This window comes from Amycolatopsis sp. NPDC114484, from assembly GCF_055633755.1.
This window is the reverse complement of sequence record NZ_JBVKDQ010000001.1, coordinates 1,107,167-1,133,692: the sequence shown is the minus strand read 5'-3', so window position 1 is coordinate 1,133,692 and position 26,526 is coordinate 1,107,167. Positions and strand designations below refer to the sequence as shown.

General features: G+C 71.0%; 27 protein-coding genes and 1 pseudogene. 6 read left to right on the top strand and 22 right to left on the bottom strand.

Annotated elements, in window-relative coordinates; all coding sequences use genetic code 11:
* Positions 1-114 precede the first annotated feature (114 nt).
* The 3 genes from ACZ7SW_RS05515 to ACZ7SW_RS05505 are packed head-to-tail and all read right to left on the bottom strand — an operon-like array spanning position 115 to position 3,473.
* On the bottom strand, positions 115-1,671 hold the full coding sequence (locus ACZ7SW_RS05515) for a molybdopterin-dependent oxidoreductase (RefSeq protein WP_470229158.1): 1,557 nt from the start codon (positions 1,669-1,671) through the stop codon (positions 115-117).
* 58 nt (positions 1,672-1,729) lie between these two features.
* The gene (locus ACZ7SW_RS05510) at positions 1,730-1,945 is read right to left on the bottom strand and encodes a glutaredoxin family protein (protein ID WP_470229253.1); all 216 of its coding nucleotides are present in this window, start codon (positions 1,943-1,945) and stop codon (positions 1,730-1,732) included.
* 22 nt (positions 1,946-1,967) lie between these two features.
* On the bottom strand, positions 1,968-3,473 hold the full coding sequence (locus ACZ7SW_RS05505) for an AMP-binding protein (protein WP_470229157.1): 1,506 nt from the start codon (positions 3,471-3,473) through the stop codon (positions 1,968-1,970).
* Between the two features lie 281 nt (positions 3,474-3,754).
* Between ACZ7SW_RS05505 and ACZ7SW_RS05500 the strand changes: the two genes are divergently transcribed.
* The 3 genes from ACZ7SW_RS05500 (at position 3,755) to ACZ7SW_RS05490 (ending at position 6,949) form a co-directional block, all read left to right on the top strand.
* Complete coding sequence (locus ACZ7SW_RS05500) at positions 3,755-4,465, top strand: sigma-70 family RNA polymerase sigma factor (RefSeq protein ID WP_470229156.1); 711 nt, start codon at positions 3,755-3,757, stop codon at positions 4,463-4,465.
* A gap of 96 nt (positions 4,466-4,561) precedes the next feature.
* A complete protein-coding gene (locus tag ACZ7SW_RS05495) occupies positions 4,562-5,653 on the top strand; it encodes a DUF5667 domain-containing protein (RefSeq protein WP_470229155.1) in 1,092 nt (363 codons plus the stop codon).
* A gap of 387 nt (positions 5,654-6,040) precedes the next feature.
* A complete protein-coding gene (locus tag ACZ7SW_RS05490; protein WP_470229252.1) occupies positions 6,041-6,949 on the top strand; it encodes an HAD family hydrolase in 909 nt (302 codons plus the stop codon).
* A 7-nt stretch (positions 6,950-6,956) separates the two neighbouring features.
* Here ACZ7SW_RS05490 and ACZ7SW_RS05485 read toward each other — a convergent pair whose 3' ends face one another.
* Positions 6,957-7,364 carry a RidA family protein gene (locus ACZ7SW_RS05485; protein ID WP_470229154.1) on the bottom strand — a complete coding sequence of 136 codons (408 nt, stop codon included), beginning with the start codon at positions 7,362-7,364 and terminating at the stop codon, positions 6,957-6,959.
* Positions 7,365-7,434: 70 nt separating this feature from the next.
* Between ACZ7SW_RS05485 and ACZ7SW_RS05480 the strand changes: the two genes are divergently transcribed.
* Positions 7,435-8,046: a TetR/AcrR family transcriptional regulator gene (locus ACZ7SW_RS05480; protein WP_470229153.1), complete on the top strand. Its 612-nt coding sequence runs from the start codon at positions 7,435-7,437 to the stop codon at positions 8,044-8,046.
* A gap of 3 nt (positions 8,047-8,049) precedes the next feature.
* Here the strand turns inward: ACZ7SW_RS05480 and ACZ7SW_RS05475 are convergent, their stop codons facing one another.
* The 13 genes and pseudogenes from ACZ7SW_RS05475 to ACZ7SW_RS05415 all read right to left on the bottom strand — a co-directional run bounded on the left by ACZ7SW_RS05475 (position 8,050) and on the right by ACZ7SW_RS05415 (position 20,067).
* Positions 8,050-9,078, bottom strand: coding sequence for a lysophospholipid acyltransferase family protein (locus ACZ7SW_RS05475; protein ID WP_470229152.1), 1,029 nt, complete (start codon positions 9,076-9,078; stop codon positions 8,050-8,052).
* Positions 9,075-10,121 carry an NAD-dependent epimerase/dehydratase family protein gene (locus ACZ7SW_RS05470; protein WP_470229151.1) on the bottom strand — a complete coding sequence of 349 codons (1,047 nt, stop codon included), beginning with the start codon at positions 10,119-10,121 and terminating at the stop codon, positions 9,075-9,077. Before ACZ7SW_RS05470 ends, ACZ7SW_RS05475 begins: the two co-directional genes overlap by 4 nt.
* A 261-nt stretch (positions 10,122-10,382) precedes the next feature.
* On the bottom strand, positions 10,383-10,484 hold the full coding sequence (locus ACZ7SW_RS05465; RefSeq protein ID WP_007030867.1) for a 30S ribosomal protein bS22: 102 nt from the start codon (positions 10,482-10,484) through the stop codon (positions 10,383-10,385).
* Positions 10,485-10,626: 142 nt separating this feature from the next.
* Positions 10,627-10,842 carry a helix-turn-helix domain-containing protein gene (locus ACZ7SW_RS05460; protein ID WP_470229251.1) on the bottom strand — a complete coding sequence of 72 codons (216 nt, stop codon included), beginning with the start codon at positions 10,840-10,842 and terminating at the stop codon, positions 10,627-10,629.
* A gap of 350 nt (positions 10,843-11,192) precedes the next feature.
* Positions 11,193-12,005: a pyrroline-5-carboxylate reductase gene (gene proC, locus ACZ7SW_RS05455; protein ID WP_470229150.1), complete on the bottom strand. Its 813-nt coding sequence runs from the start codon at positions 12,003-12,005 to the stop codon at positions 11,193-11,195.
* Between the two features lie 23 nt (positions 12,006-12,028).
* Complete coding sequence (locus tag ACZ7SW_RS05450; RefSeq protein ID WP_470229149.1) at positions 12,029-12,859, bottom strand: thioesterase family protein; 831 nt, start codon at positions 12,857-12,859, stop codon at positions 12,029-12,031.
* A 161-nt stretch (positions 12,860-13,020) separates the two neighbouring features.
* Positions 13,021-13,173: pseudogene (locus ACZ7SW_RS05445) on the bottom strand (sugar phosphate isomerase/epimerase); the annotation flags it as partial.
* 3 nt (positions 13,174-13,176) lie between these two features.
* On the bottom strand, positions 13,177-13,980 hold the full coding sequence (locus ACZ7SW_RS05440; protein ID WP_470229148.1) for a sugar phosphate isomerase/epimerase family protein: 804 nt from the start codon (positions 13,978-13,980) through the stop codon (positions 13,177-13,179).
* Positions 13,981-14,014: 34 nt separating this feature from the next.
* The gene (locus tag ACZ7SW_RS05435; protein ID WP_470229147.1) at positions 14,015-15,775 is read right to left on the bottom strand and encodes a hypothetical protein; all 1,761 of its coding nucleotides are present in this window, start codon (positions 15,773-15,775) and stop codon (positions 14,015-14,017) included.
* A gap of 148 nt (positions 15,776-15,923) precedes the next feature.
* Complete coding sequence (locus tag ACZ7SW_RS05430; protein WP_470229146.1) at positions 15,924-16,907, bottom strand: Ppx/GppA family phosphatase; 984 nt, start codon at positions 16,905-16,907, stop codon at positions 15,924-15,926.
* A 197-nt stretch (positions 16,908-17,104) separates the two neighbouring features.
* Positions 17,105-17,794, bottom strand: a complete 690-nt coding sequence (locus tag ACZ7SW_RS05425; RefSeq protein ID WP_344288160.1) for a response regulator transcription factor — start codon at positions 17,792-17,794, stop codon at positions 17,105-17,107.
* Positions 17,791-19,029: a sensor histidine kinase gene (locus ACZ7SW_RS05420; protein ID WP_470229145.1), complete on the bottom strand. Its 1,239-nt coding sequence runs from the start codon at positions 19,027-19,029 to the stop codon at positions 17,791-17,793. Before ACZ7SW_RS05420 ends, ACZ7SW_RS05425 begins: the two co-directional genes overlap by 4 nt.
* Positions 19,030-19,179: 150 nt before the next feature.
* A complete protein-coding gene (locus ACZ7SW_RS05415) occupies positions 19,180-20,067 on the bottom strand; it encodes an aldo/keto reductase (RefSeq protein ID WP_470229144.1) in 888 nt (295 codons plus the stop codon).
* A gap of 75 nt (positions 20,068-20,142) precedes the next feature.
* Between ACZ7SW_RS05415 and ACZ7SW_RS05410 the strand changes: the two genes are divergently transcribed.
* Both ACZ7SW_RS05410 and ACZ7SW_RS05405 read left to right on the top strand, forming a co-directional pair.
* Positions 20,143-20,769 carry a DNA-binding response regulator gene (locus ACZ7SW_RS05410; protein WP_470229143.1) on the top strand — a complete coding sequence of 209 codons (627 nt, stop codon included), beginning with the start codon at positions 20,143-20,145 and terminating at the stop codon, positions 20,767-20,769.
* Positions 20,766-21,683: a hypothetical protein gene (locus tag ACZ7SW_RS05405; protein ID WP_470229142.1), complete on the top strand. Its 918-nt coding sequence runs from the start codon at positions 20,766-20,768 to the stop codon at positions 21,681-21,683. The genes ACZ7SW_RS05410 and ACZ7SW_RS05405 overlap by 4 nt, the downstream gene beginning before the upstream one ends.
* A 134-nt stretch (positions 21,684-21,817) precedes the next feature.
* Here ACZ7SW_RS05405 and ACZ7SW_RS05400 read toward each other — a convergent pair whose 3' ends face one another.
* From ACZ7SW_RS05400 to ACZ7SW_RS05380, 5 genes are all read right to left on the bottom strand, one after another.
* Complete coding sequence (locus ACZ7SW_RS05400) at positions 21,818-22,567, bottom strand: phosphoglyceromutase (protein ID WP_470229141.1); 750 nt, start codon at positions 22,565-22,567, stop codon at positions 21,818-21,820.
* A gap of 420 nt (positions 22,568-22,987) precedes the next feature.
* Positions 22,988-23,809, bottom strand: a complete 822-nt coding sequence (locus ACZ7SW_RS05395; protein WP_470229140.1) for a DUF4349 domain-containing protein — start codon at positions 23,807-23,809, stop codon at positions 22,988-22,990.
* A 65-nt stretch (positions 23,810-23,874) separates the two neighbouring features.
* A complete protein-coding gene (locus tag ACZ7SW_RS05390; protein WP_470229139.1) occupies positions 23,875-24,387 on the bottom strand; it encodes a type III secretion system chaperone family protein in 513 nt (170 codons plus the stop codon).
* The gene (gene mshA, locus ACZ7SW_RS05385) at positions 24,384-25,682 is read right to left on the bottom strand and encodes a D-inositol-3-phosphate glycosyltransferase (protein ID WP_470229138.1); all 1,299 of its coding nucleotides are present in this window, start codon (positions 25,680-25,682) and stop codon (positions 24,384-24,386) included. The genes ACZ7SW_RS05390 and mshA overlap by 4 nt, the downstream gene beginning before the upstream one ends.
* A gap of 13 nt (positions 25,683-25,695) precedes the next feature.
* The gene (locus ACZ7SW_RS05380; RefSeq protein ID WP_470229137.1) at positions 25,696-26,520 is read right to left on the bottom strand and encodes an alpha/beta fold hydrolase; all 825 of its coding nucleotides are present in this window, start codon (positions 26,518-26,520) and stop codon (positions 25,696-25,698) included.
* Positions 26,521-26,526 lie beyond the last annotated feature (6 nt).

The window sequence follows — 26,526 nt, the reverse complement described above, 5'->3', positions numbered from 1 at the left end:
GGTAGTCCACTTGTGAACGCATGCACAAAGTCACTGGTCATCCGCATGACCAGAAGCACACCCCCTCCTCTTCGGGGGGCCGGGTGGCGGAGCCCCGGTTGCCACCGCGCTAGCTCAAGCCGCGGTGAACGGCACCGTGTGCCACCCGGTCGCACCGTCCGGAACCGGGTCCGCGGTCCGGTCTGTCTGCGTATAGCCGGACTGGTCCGTCGCCCGCACCGTCACCGTGTGGCTGCCCGGCGGCACCGGCACCTCGGCCCACCACATCCGCCAGGTGTCCTTGTTGACCTCCGCCGAGAGCGTCGCCGGGAGCCACGCGCCCTGGTCCACCCGCACTTCGACCTTCGCGATCCCGACGTGCTGCGCCCACGCGGTCCCCGCCACCCGGACCTTGCCCGCGCGCACCGACGTCCCGTTGCCCGGTGCGTCGATCCGCGATTCGGTCTTGATCGGGGCCTGCTCCGCCCAGCCGCGCTGCAGCCAGTACGCCTGCCGCGCGTCCCAGGTCGTGAACTCCAGGTCAGTGACCCATTTGGTGGCCGAGACGTAGCCATAGAGCCCGGGAATCACGATCCGCGCCGGGAACCCGTGCTCGACCGGCAGCGCCTCGCCGTTCATGCCGATCGCGAGCATCGCGCCGCGCGCCGGGTCCAGCGCGACGTTGGCCGGGGTGCCGCAGGTGAACCCGTCGACGCTGGTCGCGTACATCTGCTGCGCGCCCGCGCGCACGCCCGCCGCGTCCAGCAGGTCGACCAGGTCCACGCCGATGAAGTTCGCGGTGGAGATCAGCTCGCCGCCGACCTCGTTGGAGACGCAGGTGAGCGTCACGGTCCGTTCGACCAGCGGGCGATTCCGGATGTCCGCGTAGGAGAAGTTCACCTCGCGGTCGACCATGCCGTGGATCTTCAAAGCCCAGTCCTCGGCCCGCACCTGCGGCACGACGAACGCGGTGTCGATCCGGTAGAAGCTCCCGTTCGGCGTGATGAACGGCGGCGACCCGAGCTTGTGGAAATCCGCGTCCGGTGGCAGCGGCGGAGCCTTCCGGGCAGCGACCAGCGGCCCGACCGAAGCGCGCGAACCGGCCGCGCTGCCGGTGGTAGACACGACCTCGCCGACGATCGCCGCCACCCCGGCACCAGCCGCGATCCCCGCGCCGCGCCGCAGCACCTGCCGACGGCTGAGTCCTTGCCGCAGTTCGGTTTCCGGCGGCAGCGCACGCTTGTGTAGCCAGCTGAACACCAGCAGCGAGGCACCCAGCGCCAGCACCGGAGCCAGCAACGCCAGCTGTCCGACGTCCGTGCGCTCGAACACCGCGAAGATCCCGAACGCGCCGACCACGATCACCAGCAGCTGTCCCGGCAGCGGACGGCTGCGCGAAAGCTGTCCGGCGAGCACGGCGAACCCCAGCAGCACCACGGCCAGACCGATCTTGAGCACGGTCTTGTCGGCGGTCCCGATCGTCTGCTCCGCCCACACCACGACGGCGTGCGGGCTGTGCGCGATCACGAAGTCCGCGACCGCGACGAACGGCGACGCGTTGTACCCGACAAATCCGGCGACCAGATGTCCCAAGCCCAGCGCGACGGCCAGCGAGACCAGCCCGATGAACGTCGCGATGCCCAGCGACAGACGCGGCCGGGCGGTCGGCGGAGCTTCTTTCAGCGCACTCACCCCACCATCTTCGGCGGGTCCGGCCCCGACGGGCCCGTTGAAAGCGCTTACGGGTTGCTTACCGCAGTGCCGCGCGCAGCCGTTCTTCCTCGACGCGCCAGTACCCGTGCTCGACCCCGTCGATGAGGATCACCGGCACCTGGTCGCCGTATTCGGCCTGCCATTCCGGGTCGCTGTCGACGTCCGCGGTCTCCCACGGCACGCCCAGCTCGTCGCAGATCCGTGCGACGTCCGCCTCGGCCACGTCGCACAGGTGGCATCCCTCGCGGCTCATCACGGTCACTTTGTGCACAGAATCAGCGTAGCTTCAGCCGCCGCAGCTTTCCGGTCGCCGAATGCGGCAGCGTCTCGGCGAACTCGACGGTGTGCGGAACCTTGTACCCGGCCAGATGCGCCGTGCACTGGTCCACCACCTGCTGCTCCGACAACGCCGCACCTTCGGCAGGCACCACGACCGCCTTCACCGCTTCGCCGCTTCGCTCGTCGACCACGCCCACGACGGCGGCCTCGACCACCTCGGGCAGCCGCGAGATCACTTCCTCGACCTCGTGCGGGAAGACGTTGAAGCCGTTGACGATGATCAAGTCGTTGGCCCGGTCAACCAGGTGCAGATCGCCGTCGGAATCGAGATAACCGACGTCGCCGGTCCGGAACCAGCCCTCGGCGTCCGGGCCGTGCGCGCCGTCCGGCCAGTACCCGGAGAACAGGTTCTCCCCGCGCACCGACACCAGCCCGGTGCTGCCGCCGACCTCGAACACGTCGTCCGGTTCTTCCGGATCGAGCGGCAAATCGTCGGCCGACCCGTCCGACTCGACCAGCCGCAGCTCGATCCCGGGCAGCGGCCGTCCGACCGAACCGGGCTTCGGATAGCCGGTGACCAGCGTGGACGTCACCACCGGCGCGCATTCGGTGAGCCCGTAGCCCTCGTACACGTCAAGCCCGGTGGCCTCGCGGATCGCCGCGAGCACCTTCGGGTGCAACGGTGCGGCACCGGACGTCAGCCGTTTCACCGTCGCCAGCCCGCGGCTCAACTCCTCGGTCTCGAGCGAGGCGAATTCGTTGTACATCGCGGGCACGCCGGTGATCGCGGTGACGCGATGTTCGGCGCAGTCTTGGAGCGTCCGCCGGGCTTCGAAACGTTCGGACAGCACCAGCGTCGCCCCGACCGCGGTCGCCATGAGCAGCCCCGGGCCGAGGCCGTAGACGTGGAAGAGCGGGATCGACACCAGCACCCGGTCGTCGTGCTCGGTCACTCCGTCCACTTGGGACAGTTGGGCGAGGTTCGCCAGCAACGCGCGGTGCGACAACAGCACGCCGCGCGGCGGGCCGGTCGTGCCGGAGGTGTACGAAATGACCGCGATGTCCTCACCGGAGCGGCCGAGGTCGACCGGCTCGCCCGGCTCGTCGCCGCGCGGCGGCAGACCGGCGATGCCCTCGGGCAGCTCGGCGTCGTCGCGCTGCACCACGCGTTTCGCGCCGCAGTGCTCCAGCAGCCGCTCCAGTTCGGGCGCGGGGGCCTGCGGCGACAACGGCACGGCGATTCCGCCCGCGCGCAGCACCGCGAAGAGGGCGACCGCGAAGTCCGCCGACGTCGGGAGCCGCAGCACGACCGGGTCGCCCGGCGCGACGCCGGAGGAGACCAGCCGGCGTGCTTGCGCGTGCGCCGCCTCGTCGAGCTCTCGCCAGGTCAGCGTGCTGCCGGTGCCCGTCTCGGTGATCGCCGTACGCTCCGGCCAGCGGCTGGCCGCATCGGCGAGCAGGCCGGCGACGCCGTGGGCGGTGCTGATCCGGTCCACCCCCACCCCTCTCGTTCCGTTGCGGATTCGTCATCTTGTCACCCGTAATGGGGATGCCGCGCGATCGTCGCACCTCTGCCTGACCGGGACACTACCTACTTCGCGGTAACAACACGTATGCTGCACTGCGTCGCCGGGTGGCGTTGATCACTACCGGGTGACCCGAGCAAGGGAGTCGTCGTGCCGAAGCTGCCGGTCCACGAGGAAGTGGGACACGCGCCGCGGCACGCCTTCGCGCCCTCGGGACCGCGCCCGGCAGCACCTGGGAGAGCCGGAGGTGCCGCTCGATGACCCGTCCGATCACCCTGTCCGCCCCCGCACACCGCGGGCCGGTCTCGATGTTCGCCGACCGCGTGTTCGGCTCGTCCGCGGCCGCCGTGCCGCTGCCCAAGGCCGACGCCGAACCGGACCCCGCCGAGGTCGCCAAGGCCGAGGCGTGGGACCTGGTGCGCTCCGCGCAGGCGGGCGACTCCTCCGCGTTCGGCCAGCTTTACGACCGGTACGTCGACGTCGTCTACCGCTACGCGCTCTTCCGGCTCGGCGACCGCGACCTGGCCGAGGACGTCACCAGCGAGACCTTCCTGCGCGCGCTGCGCCGGATCACGTCGGTCAGCTACCAGGGCCGCGACGTCGGCGCGTGGTTCGTCACCATCGCCCGCAACCTGATCCTCGACCACGTGAAGTCCAGCCGGTTCCGGCTCGAGGTCGTCACCGACGAGGTCGCTGAACCGGGTGGAGTGCCCGGCGGACCGGTCGGACCGGCCGCCCAGGCCGGGCCCGAACAGCAGGCGATCGCGGGCGCGACCCGCGCCGAACTGCTGCGGTGTGTCGCCGAGCTCGGCGACGACCAGCGCGAATGCATCGTGCTGCGGTTCTTGCAGGGGCTCTCGGTCGCCGAGACCGCCCAGATCATGGATCGCAACGAGGGCGCGGTGAAGGCGCTGCAGCACCGCGCCGTCCGGCGGCTCGCGCAGCTGCTGCCCACCGGCCTGCGTTGATCGTTCAACGACAGCCGTAACTTTTCCGGCTTCTTAATCGTTTCTCACGCAGACCGGCGGTCAGGGCCGGGCGTTGGGTGGAGACGGAGCAGCACCGTGGGCGTGCCCGGGTGGTTTTCGCGTGGTCGGACCGAGAGCGAGCGGTTCGACGACGCGATCAATGCTTCCCCCGGGCAGCGGCCGGACGAGTTCGCCGAAGAGCTGGCCCTCGTCGGCGCCCTGCACGAACTGGGCCGAGCGGGCGACCCCGACCCAGCCACCCGGGCCCGGATCCGCGCCGAGATCGAAGGCCGCATCGGCGAACCGCTTCCCCGCCGACGGTGGCGGCCGCGGATGGCCGACCTCGTCGCCGCGGGCATCGCACTGATCCTCGGCCTCGGCGGGCTCACGCTGCTGCTTTCGCGGGACGCCCTGCCCGGAGACACGCTGTACAGCGTGAAGCGAGCCGGCGAAGTCACGTCGCTCGGCCTGACCTTCGGCGACGAAGCCAAGGCCGAGAAGCACCTGAAGTTCGCCGCGAATCGCGTCACCGAACTGGGCCGGATGAGCGACGCCAGTCCGGAGGCGTTCCAAACCGCCCTGCACGATTTCAGCAGCGACGTCCACGCGGGCGTGGCCGAACTCACCGAGCTGGCGACCACGAGCGGCAGCCACACGCGGCTGACGTCGCTGGAATCGTGGGCGCAGAGCCAGTCGCGGCAACTGGAATCCGAACAGGCCGACGTCCCGGCGTCCGCCCGCCTCGATTTCGAGCAGGCCCGAGTCCTGCTGGACCGGGTGCAGCAGCGGACGTCCGCGCTCGGTTCGCGGCTGAGCTGCTACCAGATCACCACCGGCACCACCGACGAACTGGGCCTGCTCCCGGCGCGCGGCGCGTGCACCCAGCAACCGCTGTCACCCGGCGGCTCCACGCCGAGCAGCCCCGCTCCCGGGACGCCGAGCCTCCCGCCGGCGGACTCGCCGCTGCCGGTGCGCTCGGTGTCGTCGCCGACGCTGAGCAGCCCGAGCTTGCCAACCCCGAGCCCGACCCCGACGTCGACGGAGGTCCCGCACACCGCGACCCCGCCGAGCGTCCCGCCGCCGATCACCGCGCCCACCCCGCCCCGGATCCCGACGCGGCCCGCGCCCCCGCCGAACGTCTCGATCCCGCCGCTGCTGCCCGGGCTCCCGCCGATCGTCATCGGCTGACGCGGCTCTTCGCCTTCCCGGTGACAGCCACCGCCGAACGCCGCGCCCGACCGGGCCCGCCGGTCGTCTCGATCCCGCCACTAGGGCCCGCGTCCCCGCCGATCGTCATCGGCGCACGCGACGGTGCCGCCTCCAGCGAGCGGCGGAAGCCTGCTCAGCCCGCCGAACGCACGTCCTCCGCATCCGACCCGGCCAACCCATTCGCCGCTGCCGCGGCAGCGGCTCGGGCCGCGAAGGCGCGACTTTCGCCACTCCCCCTCGCCATGATCGGGAGAACCGGGCAACCCCTATCGGAGGCGCGGGCCACATCTCCAACGAGTGAGTCGAGCGGTCGCTACCCTGTGCTGCAGGACCCGGTCGGCCTCGTCCGCCGGGACGTGCCCGAACCTGGAGGCGGTGTGCGTGTCAGCTTGGCGTGGCAAGGATAAGAGTGAGGAACTGGAGCGGCTCGCCACGCTCGCCGGAGAAGCGTCGGCGGAGGCCGCGTCCTCCTCGGCGCAGCTGGCGACGTCGGTTCCGCCCGCGCCGCCGGACCTCACCGCGGGCGCCTTCTTCGACGTGGACAACACGATGATGATGGGCGCGTCGATCTTCTACTTCGCCCGCGGGCTAGCCGCGCGCAAGTTCTTCACCTCCGCCGACCTCGCCGGTTTCGTGTGGGACCAGGTCAAGTTCCGCATCGGCGGGCGCGAGAACAAGGCGGACATCAAGACCCACCGCGAACGCGCGCTGTCCTTTGTGGCCGGTCGCACGGTCGAGGAGCTCACCACGATGAGCGAGGAGATCTACGACGAGCTGATGGCGGACAAGATCTGGTCCGGCACCCGCGCGCTCGCGCAGATGCACCTCGACGCGGGCCAGCGGGTGTGGCTCGTCACCGCGACGCCGATCGAACTCGCCGCGATCATCTCCCGTCGCCTCGGCCTGACCGGCGCGCTCGGCACCGTCGCGGAAACCAAGGACGGCGTCTACACCGGACGCTTGGTCGGCGACATGCTGCACGGCCGCGCGAAAGCCCACGCGGTCCGCGCGCTCGCGTCGAGGGAAGGCCTGAACCTCAAGCGCTGCACGGCTTATTCGGATTCGCAGAACGACGTGCCGATGCTGTCGGTCGTCGGAACCGCGGTCGCGGTGAACCCGGACAGCGGCTTGCGGGACGTCGCCCGCGCCCGCGGCTGGGAGATCCGCGACTTCCGCACCGGCCGCAAGGCCGCCCGGATCGGCGTCCCGTCGGTGATCGGCGCGGGCGCGGTCGCGGGGGCGGTCGCCGCGGGGATGGCCTACCGCCGCCGCTGAGGCCGGTTCAGTCCAGGACCGCGGTCGCCTCGACCTCCACCAGAAGGTCCGGCTCCGCCAGGAACGCCACGCCGATCCCCGTCAACGGGGCCTGGATGGCGACGCCCAGCTTCTTCTCCACGCGCTGCACGCCCTCGACGAACTCGCCCATTTTCTCCGGCGACCACTCGACGAAGTACACCGTCAGCCGGGCGACATCGGCGAACGTGGCACCCACCTCGGCCAGCGCCGCGGCGACGTTCAGGTAAGCCTGCTCGACCTGCGCGGCCAGATCCCCTTCCCCGACGTGCCCGCCGTCGGCGGTCCGCGCCACCTGCCCGGCGATGAACACCGTCCGCGAGCCGGTCGCGACGGACACCTGCCGGTAGAGGCCGACCTGCGGCAGCGCGGCCGGGTTGACCAGGGTGACGGCCATGTTTCCTCCTGAAGCCGTGGATGATCTTCGGTGCTTAAAACATAGCATTGCAATGCTATAGAATGCCGTCGTGGCGAGGGCGAAGGATCCGGCAGTGCGCACCTTGCTGCTCGAACGGGCAGCGCAGATGCTCCGCACCCGCGAACCGATCACCCTGCGCTCGCTCGTCGCCGGGACCGGAGTCTCGACGATGGCCGTCTACACGCACTTCGACAACATGGACGGCCTGTGGAAAGCCTTGCGCCAGGAGGGTTTCACCCGCCTCGCGCACCGGATGGCCGAGGTCCGCCCGTCCGCCGATCCGGTGCGCGACCACGCCGCGCTGATCTCCGCGTACCTTGGCAACGCGCTCGACCACCCCGACCTGTACCGCGTGATGTTCGACGCGAACTTCGAACTGGAAGACGCCCAAGCCGCCGACGACACCCTCGAATACCTCGTGCAAGCCGCCGCCCGAGGCCGCGACACCGGCCGGTACCGCGAAGGCCTCGACGCGCTCGAACTCGCCACGCAAAGCTGGGCCGTCGCGCACGGCCTGGTCTCGCTGGTCGCCAACGGTCCCTTGCCGCGCACCACCCTCGACCACGGCGCGCCCCTGCTGACCGCGCTGTTCGTCAGCGTCGGCGACGAACCTCAGCGCTGCGAACGCTCAGTGCGCCGCGGCTGGCACCTGCCCGGCTGAAGCTCAGCCGCGGAAAACGCTGCGGCGCTGGGAAAGCCTGCGGTACAGCGAGTGCTGGATCGACTCCCGCACCTGGTCGGTGAGCGTGAACACCAGCATCGGATCGTCGACCGCGTCCGGACCGTAGTCGTCGGTGCGGATCGGCTCGCCGAATTCGATGGTCCACTTCGTCGGCAGCGGCACCGCGCCGAGCGGGCCCAGCAGCGGGAAGAACGGCGTCACCGGGAAGTACGGCAGCCCGAACAGCCGCGCCAGCACCTTCAGCTCGCCGATCTTCGGATACGTCTCCTCGGCCCCGACCACCGACACCGGGATGATCGGCACGCCCGCGCGCATCGCCGCGGACACGAACCCGCCGCGGCCGAAGCGCTGCAGCTTGTACCGCGCGGAGAACGGTTTCCCGACGCCCTTGAACCCTTCCGGCCACACGCCGACCAGTTCGCCGTTGGTCAACAAGCGTTCGGCGTCGGCGTTGCAGGCGAGCGTCTGCCCGGACTTGCGCGCGAACGACCCCACCAGCGGCAGCTTGAACACCAGGTCCGCGCCGAGGCCGCGCAGGTGCCGTCCGCCGGTCTCGTCGTGCACCGCGACCGCGGTCATCAGCGCGTCGAGCGGCAAGGTGCCGGAGTGGTTGGACACCAGCAGCGCGCCGCCCGCCGTCGGCAGGTTCTCGACGCCGAACGTGTCGACGCGGAACCACTTCTCGTACAGCGCGCGCAGCGGCGGCAGCACGAGCGTCTCGGTGAGTTCGGCGTCGAAACCGAACTCGTCCACCGCGTAGTCGCCGGTGAGCCGGTGGCGCAGGAAGGTGAGCGCGCCGCGCACCGACTCCGACAGCGGATCGGCCGCGGGTTCGCGCACCGGCCCGGACGGCTGCGCCGGGAACTCGACGACCGGCGCGTCCACGCGCTCCTCGGCCGGTTCCGGAGTCTCGGCCGGTTTACCCCGGCCGGGTCCATGCAGCGGGATGACCTGTGCCTCAGCACTGTTCACGGGATTCGCCTCACTTCCGGCCCTCGTCGCGTGGTTCATCGGCGCGCCTGCCCGGTGGCGGCGGCCTCGAGCACCTTGCCGGCCAGCCCGGCCAGTGCGCCGCCGTCGAGCACCGGACGCAGGCCGCGGCCCGCCACGTAGTCGTCGAACGCCTCGCGGGTGGTCCAGCGGGGCGTGTACCCGAATTCCTTTTTGAGCTTCGTGATGTCGACCGCGCGGCCGAAGTTCAGCAGCCGCACCTGGTCGGCGGAGAAATCGACCAGCCGGGCTCCGCGCAGCAGCTTCCCGACCGACGGCACGACGCCGCGCGGCATCGGCAGCCCGACCCGGCCCGCCCGGCGGATCGCCTGCGACAGCGTGAGCACGCCCTCGGAGGCGACGTTGAACACGCCCGGCCGGTCTTCCAGCGTCGCCATTTCGAGCACTGACAGCGCGTCTGAACCGTGCAACAGCTGCAGCCGGGAGTCGTAGCCGAAGACCGTCGGCACGACCGGCAGCGAGAAGTACCGGGCCAGCACGGTGTCGACCTCAGGGCCGATGATGTTCGCGAACCGCAGGAGCGTGACGGTCAGGTCCGGGCGGCGGCGGGCGAGGCCGCGCACGTAGCCCTCCATCTCGACCGCGTCCTTCGCGTAGCCGCTGGACGACGGCGGGATCAGCTCCGAATCCTCGGTGAAGACCGCCTGCGAACGCGCGCCCGCGCCGTACACCGCGGCGCTGGACTTCACCACGAGCTTGCGCACCTTCGGCGCGCGCTGGCACGCGGCGAGCAGCCGCATGGTGCCGATGACGTTGACTTCCTTGACCGCCGCGCGCCGGCTCGGCCCGGCCGGATGCGCGGTGCACGAGGTGTGCACGACCGTGTCCACCTCGGCGCTGCTGATCACCTTCGCGATGAGCGGATTGCGGATGTCGGCGCGCACGAACTCGGCGCGGCCCATCCGCTGCTGGACGTCCTTGGCGGGCGGGGCGGTGTCGACGCCGATCACCCGCTCGAGATCCGGGTGCGCGCCGAGCCTGGCGAGGAGCTTCCCGCCAAGGTCGCCGGCGACCCCGGTGACGAGCACGATGTTCGAGGCCATGGAACTCCCTGATCGGCAGCAGTGTGCAAGACGGAGTGATCACTCGGGGTGCGCGAACCTGCACTCGCTGGAAGCATCGCGCTGATGCGCCCGCCATGTTACCGGCCATAGGCGCCCTTCTGACCAGGGCTTACCTGGTATTTACGAGGGACGTCCGGATTGCGATCCGCGCCTCACTCGATCGGGCGTAGGAGGGTCCGAACATGAGTGTGGCCCGTCCAGAGACTGGACGGGCCACGAAACACTAGCCGCGCGGACGGCTCACTTGCCGGCCTTGCGCCGCTGCACGCGCGTGCGGCGGAGCAACTTGCGGTGCTTCTTCTTGGACATGCGCTTGCGGCGCTTCTTGATCACGGAACCCATGGGCGCTCCTCTTGTCGTCGGTCACGCTGCCCGGCGCAGCGTCCAACGGGTGGAGCGCACAGGCACGAGCGGTTTACCAGGCTACTAGCGTCCCGGCGAGGGCCGGTCGGCGGGCATGGTTTGACGCATGCCCGGCGACCGTTCAGCCCACGTCGAAGTAAGCACCCTGCAGATACTCGTGCACCGCTTTTTCCGGCACCCGGAAGGACTTCCCGACTCTGACCGCGGGAAGTTCGCCCGAATGCACCAGGCGGTACACGGTCATCTTCGAGACCCGCATCAGCGTGGCCACTTCGGCGACTGTCAAAAACTGGACCTGCCCTATCGCGGGCAAATCCTCCCTCTTGTTCGGCGACATGTTTACCGCGTCCTTCGACACGTGTCGCGCCACGAGGCTTCCCCACCTGTGGTATCGACACGCACGTGCTCTTCCGAGGGTAGCGGGACAGGTGGGACTAGTGCGACGCCTGTCACCAGGATGGGCCCTCACCTGGGCCTTCGCGTAGCCCGGACGGCGCAGCAGTGTCCGGTTTGCCGGAGTCGCCCGACCACCCCGCTACGACATCGGTGCCGCCGAACGGACCAGCGGACCCTTCGCCGCCCTCCTTCGAGCCCCTCGCCGGGCACCGCCAAGGTCCGTGAGGGGACCCCGGACGGAATCAGATTTCCTCACGGACAGCTTGGTCGTGCGGCAGGCGGGCCAGGCGGTCAGTGCTCGTGGGCGCGGCCCAGCTCCTCCGAACGGTCCCGGGCGGCCTCGATCGCGTCGAGCAGCGCCGCGCGCACGCCGTGCTTCTCCAGTTCGCGGATCGCGTTGATGGTCGTCCCGGCCGGGGACGTCACCGCCTCGCGCAGCAGCACCGGGTGGTCCTGGCCCTCGGCGAGCATCTTCGCCGCGCCGACCGCCGACTGGATGATCAGCTGCCCTGCCAGCGCGCGCGGCAGGCCGAGCAGGATGCCCGCGTCGATCATGGCCTCGACCAGGTAGAAGAAGTACGCAGGACCGGATCCGGAGAGCGCGGTGACCGCGTCCTGCTGCCGCTCCGGCACCTCGACGACCTGGCCGACGTGCGAGAGCAGCTCCTTGACCGTCGCGAGGTGCGCCGGCGTCGCGTGCTTGCCGGGTGAGATCGCGCTCATCGCCTCGCCGACCAGCATCGGGGTGTTCGGCATCACGCGGACCACCGGGACGCCGTCGGCGAGACGGCGCTCGTACAGCGCGGTCGGCAGTCCCGCGCACAGCGAGACGACCAGCGACGCCGTCCCGAGCAGCGGGGCCAGCTCGTCCAGCACCGGCTCGATGTCCTGCGGCTTCACCGCGACCACGAGGATGTCCGCCTTCCGGGCCGCGTCGGCGACAGTCGCCGCTTTCATGCCCGGGTAGCGCGCCTCCAGCTCGCGCGCCCGCTCCTCGTACCGCTCGGTGAAGAGCAGGTCGCCTGGCTCGTGGCCGCCGTTGAGCAGGCCCGACAGCAGGGCTTCGCCGATCTTTCCCGCACCCAGCACCGCGATCACACTCATGCGGCCAGCGTGCCAAACGCGGCTCAGCCGCCCGGTGCCGGGGCGAGCGCCAGCTGCCGCACCTGCGCGACGAGACGGCCCTGCGAGTCCACGACCGTCGCGTCCGAGTCGAACCACGGCTCGTGCACCGACCGCGCCTCGACGAGGATCCGCAGCCAGCCCGGGGCCGGGCGGGTGCGCAGCAGCGAGGTCAGCTGGACGGTCGGGGCCCAGCCGTGCCTGCCGAGGTTCGCCACCACCGGCGGGTTGAGGTCGCCCGCCAGGAGCGCGAAGTACACGTCGGGCTGGCCGACCCGCGGACGGGCCCACATCCGCAGCCTCGGCGGGTCTCCGGTGCGTCCGGACACGAACCCCGCGGTCGAGGGATCCAGTCGCACGTCGCAGGCGGCAGACAGGTGGAACGGGCCTTCCGGGGTGTCCTTGCCGAGCTGCAGCGCGCTCGACGGCGGTTCGGCGGGCATCTGCGGCAGGTCCGTCCATTCGGAACGGCGCATCGGCAACCGGCCGACCGTGACCCGTGCCTCGACGCAAGCCCGGCCGCGCTGTTCGAGCGACACCGCGACCACCGAAACGCGACGGCCGACCTTGCGCACATCGGTGCGCAGCAAAACCGGCCCGAGCGCGGGCGCGTGCAGGAATTCGGTGCTCACGGCCAGCGGGTCGACGGTCGCGTCCCCGCGCTCGTGCAATGCGGCAGCGGCGGTTTTTGCCAGCAATGCCACCAAAAACCCGCCGTGCGGATGGACCGCGATCGCCCATTCCGAACGCAACGTCGCGGTGAACGTACCGTCCCCGAGCGACCGGACTGCGGTGGCCGCGTCGAAGGCGGTCGCGGTGTCGTCGGCCGCGCTCACGGACGACCGGCCACGGCGATACGGCGCGTGGAACCGGGTCCCGGGAAGGCTGGAGACGGCGATAGCAGCGAGGTCACGCCCGCACTTTACGGTGCCCGGCCGGCTTTGCGAGCCGAGCCGGGCAGGGACCGCCCGGACAGCCGAGCAAGATCACCCGCGGATCACTGCCCTAGGTGCGGGCGGGCGAACAGGAGTGCCTCCGCCGGCGCCCGAGCGCGTGCGGCTGCGTGCCGGGTGTTGACCTCCGGCACCACCTGGCCGGAAAAGCCGTCACTGACCAGCTTTTCCAGCAATTCCGCACACGGCTGACCGCCGAATCACTGCCCCAGATGCAACCGGGCGAACAACAACGCCTCCGCCAGCGCCCGGGCCCGCGCCGCCGCGCCCGTCGCGTGCCGGGTGTTCACCTCCAGCACCACCTGACCGGAAAAGCCGTCACTGACCAGCTTTTCCAGCAATTCCGCACACGGCTGCCCGCCATGCCCCGGAATCAGATGCTCGTCCTTCGGAATACCGGTCCCGTCCGCCAGATGGACATGGCTCAGCCCCGCCCCCATCCGTTCGGCCAGCGCCAGCGCGTCCATTCGCGCCGCGGCCGAATGCGACAGGTCCAGGGTGTAGTGCCGGAATCCCACGTCGGTGGGGTCGATCGAGGGCCGGAACGCCGACACCCGCGCGTCGCGCGAGCCGCCGGGCGGGCGGACCTTGAACATGTTCTCCACCGCGACGTCGACGCCGCTGGCGTCCTCCAGTTCGTCCACGAGATCGCCGAACGCGTCGCCGTAGCGGCGCTGCCAGCGAAAAGGCGGATGCACCACGACCGTGCGCGCGCCGAGTTCCAGCGCGGCGTCCACCGACCGGCGCAGCCGCACCTCCGGGTCCGGCGACCAGATCCGCTGCGTGATCAGCAGCGACGGCGAATGCACCGACAGCACCGGCATCCCGGTGCGCCGCGACCAGCGCCGGATCGCCGAGACGTCCTGGCTGATCGGATCGGCCCAGACCATGACCTCGACGCCGTCGTAGCCGAGATCCGCGGCCAGCTCGAACGCCGCGCCCGCGCGCAGCGGCCACACCGAGGCAGTGCTCAAACCCACGGGGACGGGCGCGCTCTCACTCACGCGCCCATCCTGCCCCAGCGTCCTTGGCGGCGGGCTACTTGGCCACCAGCAACAGCGCCGCGGGCGACACCGTCACCACCAGCCCGACGAGAATCGCCAGCAGCGTCGTCTGCAGGTCCTCGGCGCGGCGGATCTTCCGCACGATCCACACCAGCGCGACGATCACCAGCAGCGCGCCCACGAGCGCGGCGGGCGCGAGGTTGACCCACAGCCAGTTGAAGCCGAGCCACACCGCGGCACCGCCGACGACGCCCAGCGCGAGCTGTCCGGCCAGCGTCAGCCACTGCTTGCCCGCGGACACCACGGGTTCCGGCTCAGCCTCCGGAGCGTCCTCGGCGACGGCTTCCTCGGGGTAGTCGTCGTACTCGTCGCCTTCGGCGTAGCCCTCGGCGTGTTCGTAGCCTTCGGCGTGCTCGTACCCGTAGCCGTCGTCGCCCTCGAAGTCCGGCTGGCCCTCGGGGTAGCCGGACGGCTCGGCGAACTCGCGCTCGTACTCGGCCAGGTCGTCCTCGACCGGGTCCTTGCCGCCCGGCGCGAACGGCATCGGGGCCGGGTAGCCCGCGGTCGGCGGGCCCGCGTCGTACTCCGCGGCGGCGGGCGGGTACTCGTCCTCGTAGCCGTCGTCGACGTAGTCGTCCTCGGCGTACTCCGCGGCCGGTTCCTGCTCCGCACCAGCGGGCGGGACGGCCGGCATCATGCCGACCTCGGTGTCCTCCAGCTGTTCCGCCTGCCGACGCTGACGCCAGCCCGCGAGACCCGCTGGCGGCGCGTCTTCGGCGACGGCCTCGGCGGGCAGGCCGTCGACCGCGTCGAACTGCTCGGTGTGCGGCTCCTGCTTCGGCGCCGGACGGCGGGCCGGAGCCCGCCGCGGCCGGTTGGGCGCGGCCGGAGCGCCGGGCGCCGGGAACGCACCGCTCGCCATCGGCGGCGCGGGCGGTTCCGGGGAATCGCCGTCGAGACCGTCGAGCCGGGCGGCGAGACCGCTGTCCGGCGGGGGCGGCGGAGCCTGCGGCGGCTGCGGGGCCGGACGGCGGCGGACCGGCGGCACCGCGCCGCGCGTTTCCTCGTCGGCGGCCGGCGGACGCGGCGGACGGCCGCGCGGCGGCACCGGCATCTGCCCGGATTCCTGCGGCGGCGCGGGCGGACGCACGAAACCGGAGTCCTGCGGCGCGGCGGGACGCAGGTAACCGGTGCCCTGCGGACCGGGCGCGGGCGGCGCGGGGCGGGCGAACTGGCCCGACTCCTGCGGCGGTGCGGGCGGGCGCACGTAGGCCGAATCCTGCTGGCCGTTGCCCGGCCGCGGGTACTGGCCGGACTCCTGCGGCGGAGCCGGGGGACGCACGTAAGCCGAGTCCTGCTGCCCGTTCACCGGGTACTGGCCCGACTCCTGCGGAGCCGGGTACTGCCCGGAGGGCTGCTGGCCGTTCATCAGGTGCGGCCCGGGGTCCTGCGGCGCGGGGTACTGCCCCGAAGGCTGCTGGCCGGGCCGCGGGTACTGGCCCGACTCCTGAGGCGCGGGCGGCGCTGGCGGCGCGGGCCGCGGGGCCGCGTCCGGACGGCGACGGCCGCCCGGGGGACGCGAAGGAGGCGGCGGAGTGCCGCCCTCCGAGGCCACCCGGTCGATGATCGCCTGCGGTCCGGTGTCGGTCAGGCTCGAGCGCCGCGGAGCGGCCTCGTCCTCGTCATCGGCCGCCCTGCGCCTGCGTCGCCGTCCGCCGTCGACCTGCTGCCCGTGCTGGGCGAGCAGTTCGGCCACGGTCTTCTGGGGCTGGTCGCCGCCGGTCTGGTCCGTCATACCGTGCTGTCCAAAGCGCGCTCGGGGTTGGTTGTGGTCACTCGGGCACACCTGCCTCCGGAGCCGCGCGCAATCGACACCGTGCAGTGCATGTCCGTCACCTCTTCACCGTGCCTGGTCTTCGTCGGCCAAGTCCAGTCCGCTGCTGTCACCGGTCCTCCCCGCTCGCCGAAACGCCGGAGATCGCGGTGCCAGTTTCGTCCGACCCTCCTGCGTGGTCCAACCGCCGCAGGATGACACCCTCTCGCAGCGCCCAGGGGCAAATCTCCAACTCGGTGAGGGAGAGCGCCCGCATCGCGGCCTGCGCCACCAGCGCGCCCGCCACGAGCTGGTGCGACCGGCTCCCGCTGACGCCTTCCAGCTGTGCCAGATCCGCGGCGGTCATCCGCGAAATGAAGGCGATGAGCTGGCGAAGGGCAGTGTCAGTGAGCGTACGGCGCACGCGGGGGCCCGCCGCCGAGGGGGCCGCACCGGTCAGCCGGGCGAGCGAACGGAACGTCTTGGAGGTCGCCACGACCCGGTCCGGCAGACCCTGTCCGGCGACCTTCTTCGCGAGCCCGGCGAGCTGGTCCTCGAGCCAGGCCGACGTCGCGACGACCTCGGAGCGGGTGGGCGGGTCGTTGCGGAAGCGCGTGCGGGTGGTGCGCCCGGCGCCGAGCGGGAGCGATTCGGCGAGTTCGGGTTCCTCGTCGCGGCCCATCGCGACCTCGAACGACCCGCCGCCGATGTCCAGCACCAGCAGTTTCCCGGCCGACCAGCCATACCACCGGCGCACCGCGAGGAAGGTGAGCCGCGCCTCGTCCGCACCGGAGAGGACCCGCAGGTTGACGCCGGTCTCGGCGGTCACCCTGGCCAGCACCTTCGCCGAGTTCTTCGCCTCGCGCACCGCGGAAGTCGCGAACGCCATCACGTCCTCGCAGCCGAGCCGCATGGCCGCGGCCCTGGCCGATTCGACCGCCCGGACCAGGCCGTCCTCGCCGGGACGGCTCAGCTCGCCGGAGCCGGTGAGCTGTTCGGCCAGCCGGAGCATCGTTTTCTCGGAGTGCATCGGGGTCGGGTGGGCGCCACGGTGGGCGTCGACCACTAGCAAGTGGACGGTGTTGGAACCGACGTCGAGTACCCCTAGGCGCACGAGGATTCAGCGTACCGGTCCCAGTGCCAGGTCTCGAAACTGTAACCAACTCCACTCGGATCCACATCAACTGAGCGTGCGCGATCCGGCACGGTGTGCGCTGAAATCCGGACAAAAGCCGTGAAGGACTCCTTGAAGGAATCAGATTCCTTCAAGGAGTCCTTCACGGACCGAACTCCGGGCTACCCGGCAGCGGCTCAGGTCTCGAACTTGTAGCCGAGCCCGCGCACGGTCACCAGGTGCCGCGGCGAGCCGGGGTCGGGCTCGATCTTCGAGCGGAGCCGCTTGACGTGGACGTCGAGGGTCTTGGTGTCGCCGACGTAGTCCGCGCCCCACACCCGGTCGATCAGCTGGCCGCGGGTGAGCACCCGGCCGACGTTGCGCAGCAGGTACTCGAGCAGGTCGAACTCCTTGAGCGGCAACGAAACCTCGCCACCGTCCACAGTCACCACGTGCCGTTCGACGTCCATTCGCACCGGTCCGGCCGACAGCACCAGCGGAGCGAGTTCGCCGTCCGTGCCCGGCTCGCCGCCGCGGCGCAGCACCGCACGCACCCGCGCGATCAGCTCGCGCGCCGAGTACGGCTTGGTCACGTAGTCGTCGGCGCCGAGTTCGAGGCCGACGACCTTGTCGATCTCGCTGTCGCGCGCGGTCACCATGATCACCGGCACCGCGGAGCGCTGCCGCAGCTGCTTGCAGACGTCGGTGCCGCTCATCCCGGGCAGCATCAGGTCGAGCAGCACGATGTCGGCGCCGTTGCGGTCGAACTCCTCAAGCGCCTGCTGGCCGGTCACGGCCACCGCCGCGGTGAAGCCCTCCTTGCGCAGCAAGAAGGCGAGCGGGTCGGCGAAGGACTCTTCGTCCTCGACTATGAGAACCCTCGTCACAGGTTTCCTCCATGGTCTGGGCTGGAGATTTCCTGCCCGGTTGCCACGAGCCGGGGTGTCCGCTCGGGGGTTTTGTCCGGCCGCGCGGGCGCGGCCTTGCGTGCGGTGTCGGCGGGTTCGGTGCGCACGTGCGCGGGGATGCGCAGGGTGAACGTCGACCCGGTGCCAGGACGGCTCCACAGGCCGACCGAACCGCCGTGGTTGGCCGCGACGTGTTTCACGATCGCCAGTCCGAGCCCGGTGCCGCCAGTGGCGCGCGAGCGCGCCTTGTCCGCGCGGTAGAAGCGCTCGAACACGCGCTGCTGTTCGTCCTCGGCGATGCCGATGCCGCGGTCGGTCACCGCGATCTCGACCATGCCGTCGGCGAGTCGGCGCGAGATCGACACCGGACTGCCCGCCGACGAGTACGCGACGGCGTTCTCCAGCAGGTTCGACAGCGCGGTGACCAGCAGCGTCCGGTCGCCCTCGATGAGAAGGCTGCTCGGCGCGTCGGTGGTGATGGTGATTTCGGCGGATTCCGCGGACAGCGTGGTGCGCCCGAGCGCCTCGCGCACGACGGCGTCGACCTCGACGACGTTGAGGTCCGGCAGCCGTTCGGCGCCCTGGAGGCGCGACAACGCGATCAGTTCGGTGACGAGCTGGCCGAGCCGGGTGGATTCGCGCAGGATCTTGCTGCCGAAGCGGCGGACCTCCTCGACGTCCTCGGCGGCGTCCAGCACCGCCTCGGTGAGCAGCGCGATCGCGCCGACCGGGGTCTTGAGCTCGTGGCTGACGTTGGCGACGAAGTCGCGGCGCACCGCCTCCAGCCGGATCGCCTCGGAGTGGTCGACGGCCTCGACGACGGTGAACCCGTCGCCGAGCGGCCGGACCTCGCCGAGCACCGCCTCGGGCTGGCGACGGCCCCGGCTTTCCAGCGGCGAGAGGTCGACTTCCATCGGCTCGTCGGTCTCGACCACCTGCTCGGCGGCCTTGCGCGCCCGCGGGTCGGCCTGGTTCACCCGAACCAGGCCGAGCTCGTACGCGCGGGGGTTGTGCAGCACGAGGTCGCCGAACCGGTTGAGCACGATGACGCCGTTGTTGGAGGAGCGGATCAGCCGTTCGAGCAGCTCAGCGACGGTCGGGCCGGTGGGCCGGGCCGCCTCGCGCCGGGCCCGGGCCCGTGCCGCGAGGAAACCGGCGACCGCGCCGACGACAAGAGCGCCGATGGCCGTCAGCAGGACAACAGGCGTGGTCACGAGGGAATCGTAAGCATCCCGGTAGCCTTCCGGCCTAGTCCTGGAAGCCCTGTCGTGAGGCGAGTGACACCTGAGGGGTACATATTCGCCTCGGGGTCAGGCCCTGTTCACCCGATCGAGATGTTTCGGCAAAATCGGTGCGCTCAGCGTTCAGCGCACTGGATGGTCCTCAAGGGTCTTGAGGTCCTCGTCGGTCAGCTTCAGCGCCGCCGCGGCGACGTTCTGCTCCAGGTGAGCGGGGTCACTCGTGCCCGGGATCGCCAGTACGTGCGGACCCTGCGCGAGCGTCCACGCCAACCGCACCTGAGCGTCCGACACGTCGTACCGGCGCGCAACCTCGGCGACCCGCTCCCCCTCGTCGGACTGTCCACTCGCGACCGCGAAGAACGGCACGAACGCCACGCCCTGTTCGCCGCACAGCCGCAGCAGCTCGTCGTCCTCGCGGCGAGCGGACAGGCCGTACTGGTTCTGCACGCACACCACCGGCGCGATCGCCTGCGCCTCGGCGAGGTGCTCCGCATCGACATTGGAAATCCCCAGCTCGCCGATCAGCCCCTCGGTACGCAGTCCGGCCAGCGCGCCGAAGTGCTCGGCGAGCGACCCGGTACCCCGGTCGAGACCGGTGCCGATGCGCAGGTTGACGACGTCGATGTGGTCGCGGCCGAGTTCGCGCAGGTTCTGCTCGACCTGGCCGCGCAGCTCGCCGGGACGGGCGAACGGCCGGAACTGGCCGGATTCGTCGCGCGAGGGGCCGACCTTGGTGGTCAGCACGAGGTCGTCGCCGTACGGCGCGAGCGCGGCCTTGATCAACGCGTTGGCCGACCAGGTGGCTCCGAAGTAGAACGCGGCGGTGTCGAGGTGGTTCACACCCAGCTCGACGGCCCGGCGGAGCACGGAAATCGCGCGGTCGGCGTCGATCGGCGCGGTCGGGTCGAGCGAGCCGCCGAGCCGCATCGAGCCGAAGCCGAGCCGGTTGACGGTGCGGGAGCCCAGCTGCCAGGTGCCCGCGGCAGCGGCGGGAAGGGTCGTTTCGGTCATGGCTCCAGCGTGCTTCGCGGCCGATCCCGGCGGCGGGTTTGGCAGCAAGCTGCCAACGCGAGGACACTGGGCACCGTGCCCCGAGTCGAGGACATCGCGAACGTGCGCGACGAGTACGAACTGGCGGAGCGCGCCGGACACCTGCTCGCCGGAGCCGACGACTTCGCCTGCGCCGCGAACGGCCTGCACACCTGGTCCGCCATGCAGAAGTTCGCCGAGGAACAGCCGCGCCGGCCGAAACTGCGGGTCCGCAAGGTCTACCTGTCGCGGGTGCTGCTCGACTCGGACAGCGCCGACCACCTGCAGAGCCTTCGCCGGCTCGGCGCGGAAGTCCGGATCAGCGACCACGAGATCAACGAGACGATCCTGCTCGACGGCCGCATCGCCATCCTCGCCGCCGGGCCCGGCTACCGCGTGGTGAGCGCCCCGGATCTGGTGCGCGGCATCTCGTCGCTGTTCGAGGCCGCCTGGCGCTCGTCGACCGCGATGGAGGCGTACGAGACGCGGTTCGCCGAATTGCGGCAGTACACACCGCAGCTGCTGGACCTGCTGTCTTCCGGCTCCACGGACGAAAAGGCGGCCCGGGCGATGGGCGTCGGGCTGCGGACGTACCGTCGGCGGGTGGCCGAATTGATGGATGTGCTGGGTGCGACGTCGCGGTTCCAAGCGGGTGCTCTCGCGCGGGAGGCGGGCCTGCTGTGAGGCGCGCTGTCCTCGCCGCGGCCCTGCTCACCGCCGGTTGCGGCGGAGCTGCGTCTCAGCAAGCCGCACCGCCCGCGCCGCCGCCCGCGCCCGCTCCCGCGAATGTGGCCTATGTGGACGCCAAAGCGACCAGCGACGCGGTGTCCGGCATCAAAAAGGCCGTGGAGACCGCGTTCAGCTACGACTCCACGAAGCCGGACGAGGTCGCGAAAACCGAGCAGGAGTACCTCACCGGCGCGGCCCGCGCGCAGTTCGACAAGACCTTCGCCGAGGTCCGCACCGAGCCGGTGAGCACGCAGACGCAGGTGATGGAAACCGGTCTGGCCGAGCTGACCCCGGACCACGCGCGGATGCTGATCGCCGCCACGCAGCACAGCAAGCGGCCCGACGGAGCCGCGAACCAGGCGGGCGCGCTCATGCTGGTCACCGCGGTCCGGGCGAACGGGCACTGGCTGTTGCAGGACTTGAACTTCGACCCGCGCGGCCCGATCGCCCCGGCCGCCGCTCCGGCGAAAGGCCTTGCCGCGACTAGGGATTCCGCGGTCGAGGCGGCTCGCCGGGACGGCGGGGTCCTGATGACCATCGACCCGCAGAACATCGACGGGAACTACGCGGCCTGGGAGAACGTGGCCGCCGAGCCGCTGCTGACGGAGTTCCGCAAGAGCCGCCAGGAGACCGTGGACCGCATCAAGCAGACCGGGAAGAAGGCGAGCTACGGCGCGGATTCGACGGCCGCGCTGACCGAACTCAGCCCGGACGGCACGCACGCGTCGGCGGTGCTGGCCGCGCTGCTGACGACAAGCGGCGGCCAGAACCCGGGCGAAAACCGGCTGCCGGTGCACCTCGACCTCGTGCGGCAGGGCGACGAGTGGAAAGTGTCCGGAATGAAGGCGATCTCCGGATCCGGCTCGTAAGCGGCAATCCCGGTGAGAACCGCGACCAGCACTCACGACAGGCTGCAGTCGGAGGCCGAGCCGCTGCCCGCTCGTGAGGTTCAGCCCGGCCCAAACCGGGATGAACACTCACGAGCCGAGCGAGCAGTGGAGGCTCAGCGGCCCTGGTTCGCGACCGCGGCGGCGGCTTCCTTCGCCGCCTCCGGGTCCAGGTACTCGCCGCCCGCCTTGACCGGCTTGAGGTCCGGCGTCAGGTCGTAGCGCAGCGGGATGCCGGTCGGGATGTTCAGCGCGGCGATGGCGTCGTCGGAGATGCCGTCGAGGTGCTTCACCAGCGCGCGCAGCGAGTTGCCGTGCGCGGCCACCAGCACCGTGCGGCCGGCCCGCAGGTCGGGGACGATCGCCGACTCCCAGTACGGCAGCAGCCGGGCCACGACGTCCTTCAGGCATTCCGTCAGCGGGGCCTGGTCGCCGAGGTCGGCGTAGCGCGCGTCGCCGGCCTGGCTGAACTCGTCCTTCGGGTCGATGGCCGGCGGCGGCGTGTCGTACGAGCGGCGCCAGAGCATGAACTGCTCCTCGCCGAACTCGTCCAGCGTCTGCTTCTTGTTCTTGCCCTGCAGCGTGCCGTAGTGCCGCTCGTTGAGCCGCCAGTCGCGCTTGACCGGGATCCAGTGCCGGTCGGCGGCGTCGAGGGCGATGTTCGCCGTGCTGATCGCCCGGCGCAGCAGCGACGTGTGCACCACGTCCGGCAGCAGCCCCGACTCGGCGAGCAGCTGCCCGCCCTGGCGGGCCTCCCGCTCGCCGGTCTCCGAAAGGGGCACGTCCACCCAGCCGGTGAACAGGTTTTCCGCGTTCCACGTGCTCTGTCCGTGCCGCAGCAGCACCAGGGTCCCAAGTTCGGCCATGGCCATCAGCCTGCCAGAACGCGTGCGCGCTGCCAGTAGTGCGTCCACCCCTCTACCCAGAGTGCGTTACCCGGGAGTAACACTTTCACCCGACGCGCAGGTGGGTTGCCGACAAGCAGGCCAAAGAGTGCAAGACGCTGCACACCGTTATCCCTGTCAGTAAAGTTCACACGAACGGAGTAACCAGTAGTCTTGTGATTACTGGTCGACATCTGACAGGTTGGGCATGTCCCGCTCAGCCGGATTCCACGCACTCCCGGCTGATCACGGGCAGTGACCGCGGCTCGTCTCCCCCCTGCCGAGCCGCGGCCCGCCGGCCCCGTTGGCATCCCCCTCGTCACCGGGTCCAGCAGGCGGGACCTGCAGCGGGACGGCTCGAGATCGCGACTCCCCCCTCCCTCGAGCCGTTCCGCCAGCCCCTCACTCCGCGGGCCTGGCCCCGAGCCGTCGCCGGAACCACCAGAACACCGCTCCGGCCGGAATCCCGAACGCCACCAAGAACGGCAGCAGGACGCCCAGCACCCGCACCAGTCCGCTGCAGAAGGTGACGAAGGCGTCCCATCCCCCGGACAGCCCGGAGAGGAAGCCGCCAGCCTGCGCGGCCGGTGCCTCCTGCCGCGTCACCGACAGCGACACAGCCGCCATCGCGACCTGCCCGGCCAGCGACGCCTGCTGACGCTCCAGCGATTCCAGCGTGGCCTGCCTGTTGGTCAGCTCGCTCTCGACGGACGCGATCTCAGACACCGATTGCGCCTTCGCCAGCAGCGCGCGCATCCGGTCGACGCTCGCCCGCTGGGTCGCCAGCCGCGCGTCCACGTCGACCACCTGCGCGGTCACGTCCTGCGCGCTGATCTCCCGCCGCTCCACCTGGCCGAGCTTGCCGAGCTGGTCCAGCACGCCGTCGAGTTTCTCCGCGGGCACCGACAAGGTCAGCGACGCGGAATCGTCCGTCGCGCTCTCTTGTCCGGGGTAACCGCCCGCGCCGGTCGCGATCGCCTTGGCGCGGGACACGACGTCATCGGTCTTCGGTGTGGTCAGCTCCAGCCGCGCGCTGCGCGCCAGCTTGCGATCGGTCGCCCCGGGCGCGGGCACCGACGCCTGCGCGTTGCCCTGCCTAGGCGCCGCCCCCTGCTGCTGCGCGGGCGCGACCGCCGACCTCGCCGAATCCGCGCTGTTCCCGCTGCAGCCGGCCAGCAGAAACACCGCGGCGCCCGCGAGCGCGTATCTCCATCGAGTCCGCATCCCCGTCTCCCTCCAGTCGTTGGCGGTGAGACGAAACGACTGGAGACGCCGTTGCACGGAATCGGTTACGACTCGGTCAACCCCGGTTCGTGCCCGTCCGCCGGTTCGGCGAGGTGTTTGAACGCCTGCAGGTTCGCCAGCGATTCACCGCGCGAGACGCGCCAGTCCCATTCGCGCTTGATCGACGTGGCGAACCCGATTTCCAGCAGGATGTTGAAATCGCCGTCGGCGGCCTCCAGCACCTGGCCGAGGATCTTGTCCAGTTCGGACTCGGTCACCGTCTCCTTGCCGAACCGGCCGACCAGGTAGATGTCACCGAGACTGTCCACTGTGTAGTGCACGCCGTAGAGCCGGGCGTTGCGCTGCAACAGGAACCGGTACACGTCCTCGTGCCGTTCGTCCGGACGGCGGCACACGAACGCCTCCACCGAGAACGCGTGGTCGCCGTCCACGAGCCAGCAGTTGGTCTGCAGCTTCTTGGTTCCCGGCAACGTCACGAAATAACGGCCTTCGCCGCGACGGTCGTACTTGAGCCCACTTGAGTCCAAAGTGGACTTGATGGTCGCGTCAAGGCTCACACTGCCACCTCCGCCCGCAGTTCCAGCGCCTGCCGGAACGCTATGGTCGCCTGAGCATAGATGTCCAGCAAGGAATCCGTGGTGCGCCGCCAGGAAAACCGCTGCGCGTGCCGCACCGCGTTGGCCGCGAGTTCGGCCCGGCGGTCCGGTCGCAGCGCGACGGCGGCGAGCGCGTCGGCCCATTCCGCCGCGCCGTGCGACGGAACCAGCAGCCCGGACACCCCGTGCGGCACCGCGACCGGCAGCCCGCCGACCTCGGCCGCCACCACCGGCGTACCGCACGCTTGCGCTTCGAGCGCGACCAGACCGAAGGATTCGTTGTAGCTCGGCACCGCGACGACGTCGGCCGCGCGGAACACCGTGCGCAGCTTCAGCCCGCTCTGCGGCGGCAGGAAGCGCACCTGTTCGGCGATCCCCAGCGACACCGCCAGCTCGCGCAACGCCTGCGGCTGCTCCAACCCGGTCCCGGACGGTCCGCCGACCACCAGAACCACCAGCCGCGACGCCAATTCCGGCCGCCGCCGCAGCATTTCCGCCGCCGCGTGCAGCAGCACGTCCGGGGCCTTGAGCGGCTGGATCCGTCCGGCGAAGGCGAGCACGACCGCGTCCGGCGACAGGTTCAGCTCACGACGCGCGTCCAGCTGCGAGCCGGGCGTGAACCGTTCGAGGTCGACCCCCGGCGGCACCGCGTGCACCGCGTGGGTGGCGGCTCCGTAGAGATCGACCAGCTGCCGGGCCTCGACCTGTGTGTTCGCGACGAGACAATCGGCCTCGGCGACCACCTGCTCCTCGCCCATCACGCGCGTCCGCGGCTCGGGCTTGTCGCCCTCGGCGAGCAGCGCGTTCTTGACCTTGGCCAGTGTGTGCGCGGTGTGCACGAGCGGCACGCCCCAGCGGTCCCTGGCGAGCCAGCCGACCTGGCCGGAGAGCCAGTAGTGCGAGTGGATCAGGTCGTAGTAGCCCGGCTCGTGAAACGCCTCCGCGCGCAGCACGCCCGAGGTGAACGCGCACAGCTGCGCGGGCAGCTCGTCGCGCGCCAGCGGCTCGAACGGCCCGGCCGGCACGTGCCGCACCGTGACGCCGGGCGCCAGCTCGGCCAGCGGCGGCTGGTCGGACGAGGTCGCCCGGGTGAAGACCTCGACCTCGATGCCGCGCCGCGCCATCTCCTGCGCGGTCTGGCTGACGTACACGTTCATCCCCCCGGCGTCGCCGGTGCCCGGCTGCTCGAGCGGGGAGGTGTGCACGGACAAGACCGCGATCCGGCGCGGCTGAGCGATGAATCCCTTGAGGGTCACCTGGTCACTCCTGCTACTCGGCTGCTGCGTCCCCGGCGAACCGCCGCAGCACGGAGTTGAAGTCCTCCGGCTCCTCGACGAACGGCAGATGCCCGGCCTCAACGAACCAACGCAGGACAGCCCCCGGAATCTTCCCGGCCGAATACTCTGCCGCCGAAGGATCCACCACACCGTCGGCCGAGCCGTGCACCACGAGCGCGGGCTTGTCGACCGCGGCAAGCACCTCACCACTGCCGATGTCCCGCCGGAACAGCGCGCCGCGCACCGCGGGCGGCACCGAAAGCGAACTGCCGAGCATCGCCTGTGCGTACCCACCGGGCACCTTCGGACTGACCTGCGCCCGGGTGAACTCGACCAGCGCGGGGATCGCCACCTCGGCGTCGTCCGAGAGCGCGGCGGGCAGCGCGGCCCGCATGATCGGCCCGGTAGCGCCGCCCTCGCGGTTGCGGCCGATCTCGGTGATCGCGCCCACCAGCACAATGCCGCCGAGCCGTGCGGTGCCGTGCTCGCGCAGGTAGTCCGCGATCACCAGCCCGCCGTAGGACCAGCCGACGACGATCGCGTCCGGACCGGCGAAGTCGAGCACGGCGGCGAGATCCCCGGCCCACTGCCGCGGATCGTCATAGCCATCGACGGGGACGTCAGAGCCGCCGTGCCCGCGCAGGTCCATCGCGACGAGCCGGAACTGTCCGCTCAGCGCCGGGTCGGCCAGCTGAGCCGACCAGGCCGCGGCTGACTGGGCCCAGCCGTGCACGAAGACGATCGGGCGCGCGTTCTCCGGGCCTTCGACGCGCAGTGCGATCCGCACGCCGCCTGCCCCGGTTACCTCAGTGTTCACGCCCTA

Excerpts from the sequence above, each read along its gene's own strand:
- ACZ7SW_RS05510 (WP_470229253.1), bottom strand. The coding sequence starts at position 1,945 with ATGAGCCGCGAGGGATGCCACCTGTGCGACGTGGCCGAGGCGGACGTC.
- ACZ7SW_RS05500 (WP_470229156.1), top strand. The coding sequence starts at position 3,755 with ATGACCCGTCCGATCACCCTGTCCGCCCCCGCACACCGCGGGCCGGTC.
- ACZ7SW_RS05485 (WP_470229154.1), bottom strand. The coding sequence starts at position 7,364 with ATGGCCGTCACCCTGGTCAACCCGGCCGCGCTGCCGCAGGTCGGCCTC.
- ACZ7SW_RS05475 (WP_470229152.1), bottom strand. The coding sequence starts at position 9,078 with ATGAACCACGCGACGAGGGCCGGAAGTGAGGCGAATCCCGTGAACAGT.
- ACZ7SW_RS05470 (WP_470229151.1), bottom strand. The coding sequence starts at position 10,121 with ATGGCCTCGAACATCGTGCTCGTCACCGGGGTCGCCGGCGACCTTGGC.
- ACZ7SW_RS05465 (WP_007030867.1), bottom strand. The coding sequence starts at position 10,484 with ATGGGTTCCGTGATCAAGAAGCGCCGCAAGCGCATGTCCAAGAAGAAG.
- ACZ7SW_RS05460 (WP_470229251.1), bottom strand. The coding sequence starts at position 10,842 with ATGTCGCCGAACAAGAGGGAGGATTTGCCCGCGATAGGGCAGGTCCAG.
- proC (WP_470229150.1), bottom strand. The coding sequence starts at position 12,005 with ATGAGTGTGATCGCGGTGCTGGGTGCGGGAAAGATCGGCGAAGCCCTG.
- ACZ7SW_RS05435 (WP_470229147.1), bottom strand. The coding sequence starts at position 15,775 with ATGACGGACCAGACCGGCGGCGACCAGCCCCAGAAGACCGTGGCCGAA.
- ACZ7SW_RS05415 (WP_470229144.1), bottom strand. The coding sequence starts at position 20,067 with ATGACCGAAACGACCCTTCCCGCCGCTGCCGCGGGCACCTGGCAGCTG.
- ACZ7SW_RS05400 (WP_470229141.1), bottom strand. The coding sequence starts at position 22,567 with ATGGCCGAACTTGGGACCCTGGTGCTGCTGCGGCACGGACAGAGCACG.
- ACZ7SW_RS05395 (WP_470229140.1), bottom strand. The coding sequence starts at position 23,809 with ATGCGGACTCGATGGAGATACGCGCTCGCGGGCGCCGCGGTGTTTCTG.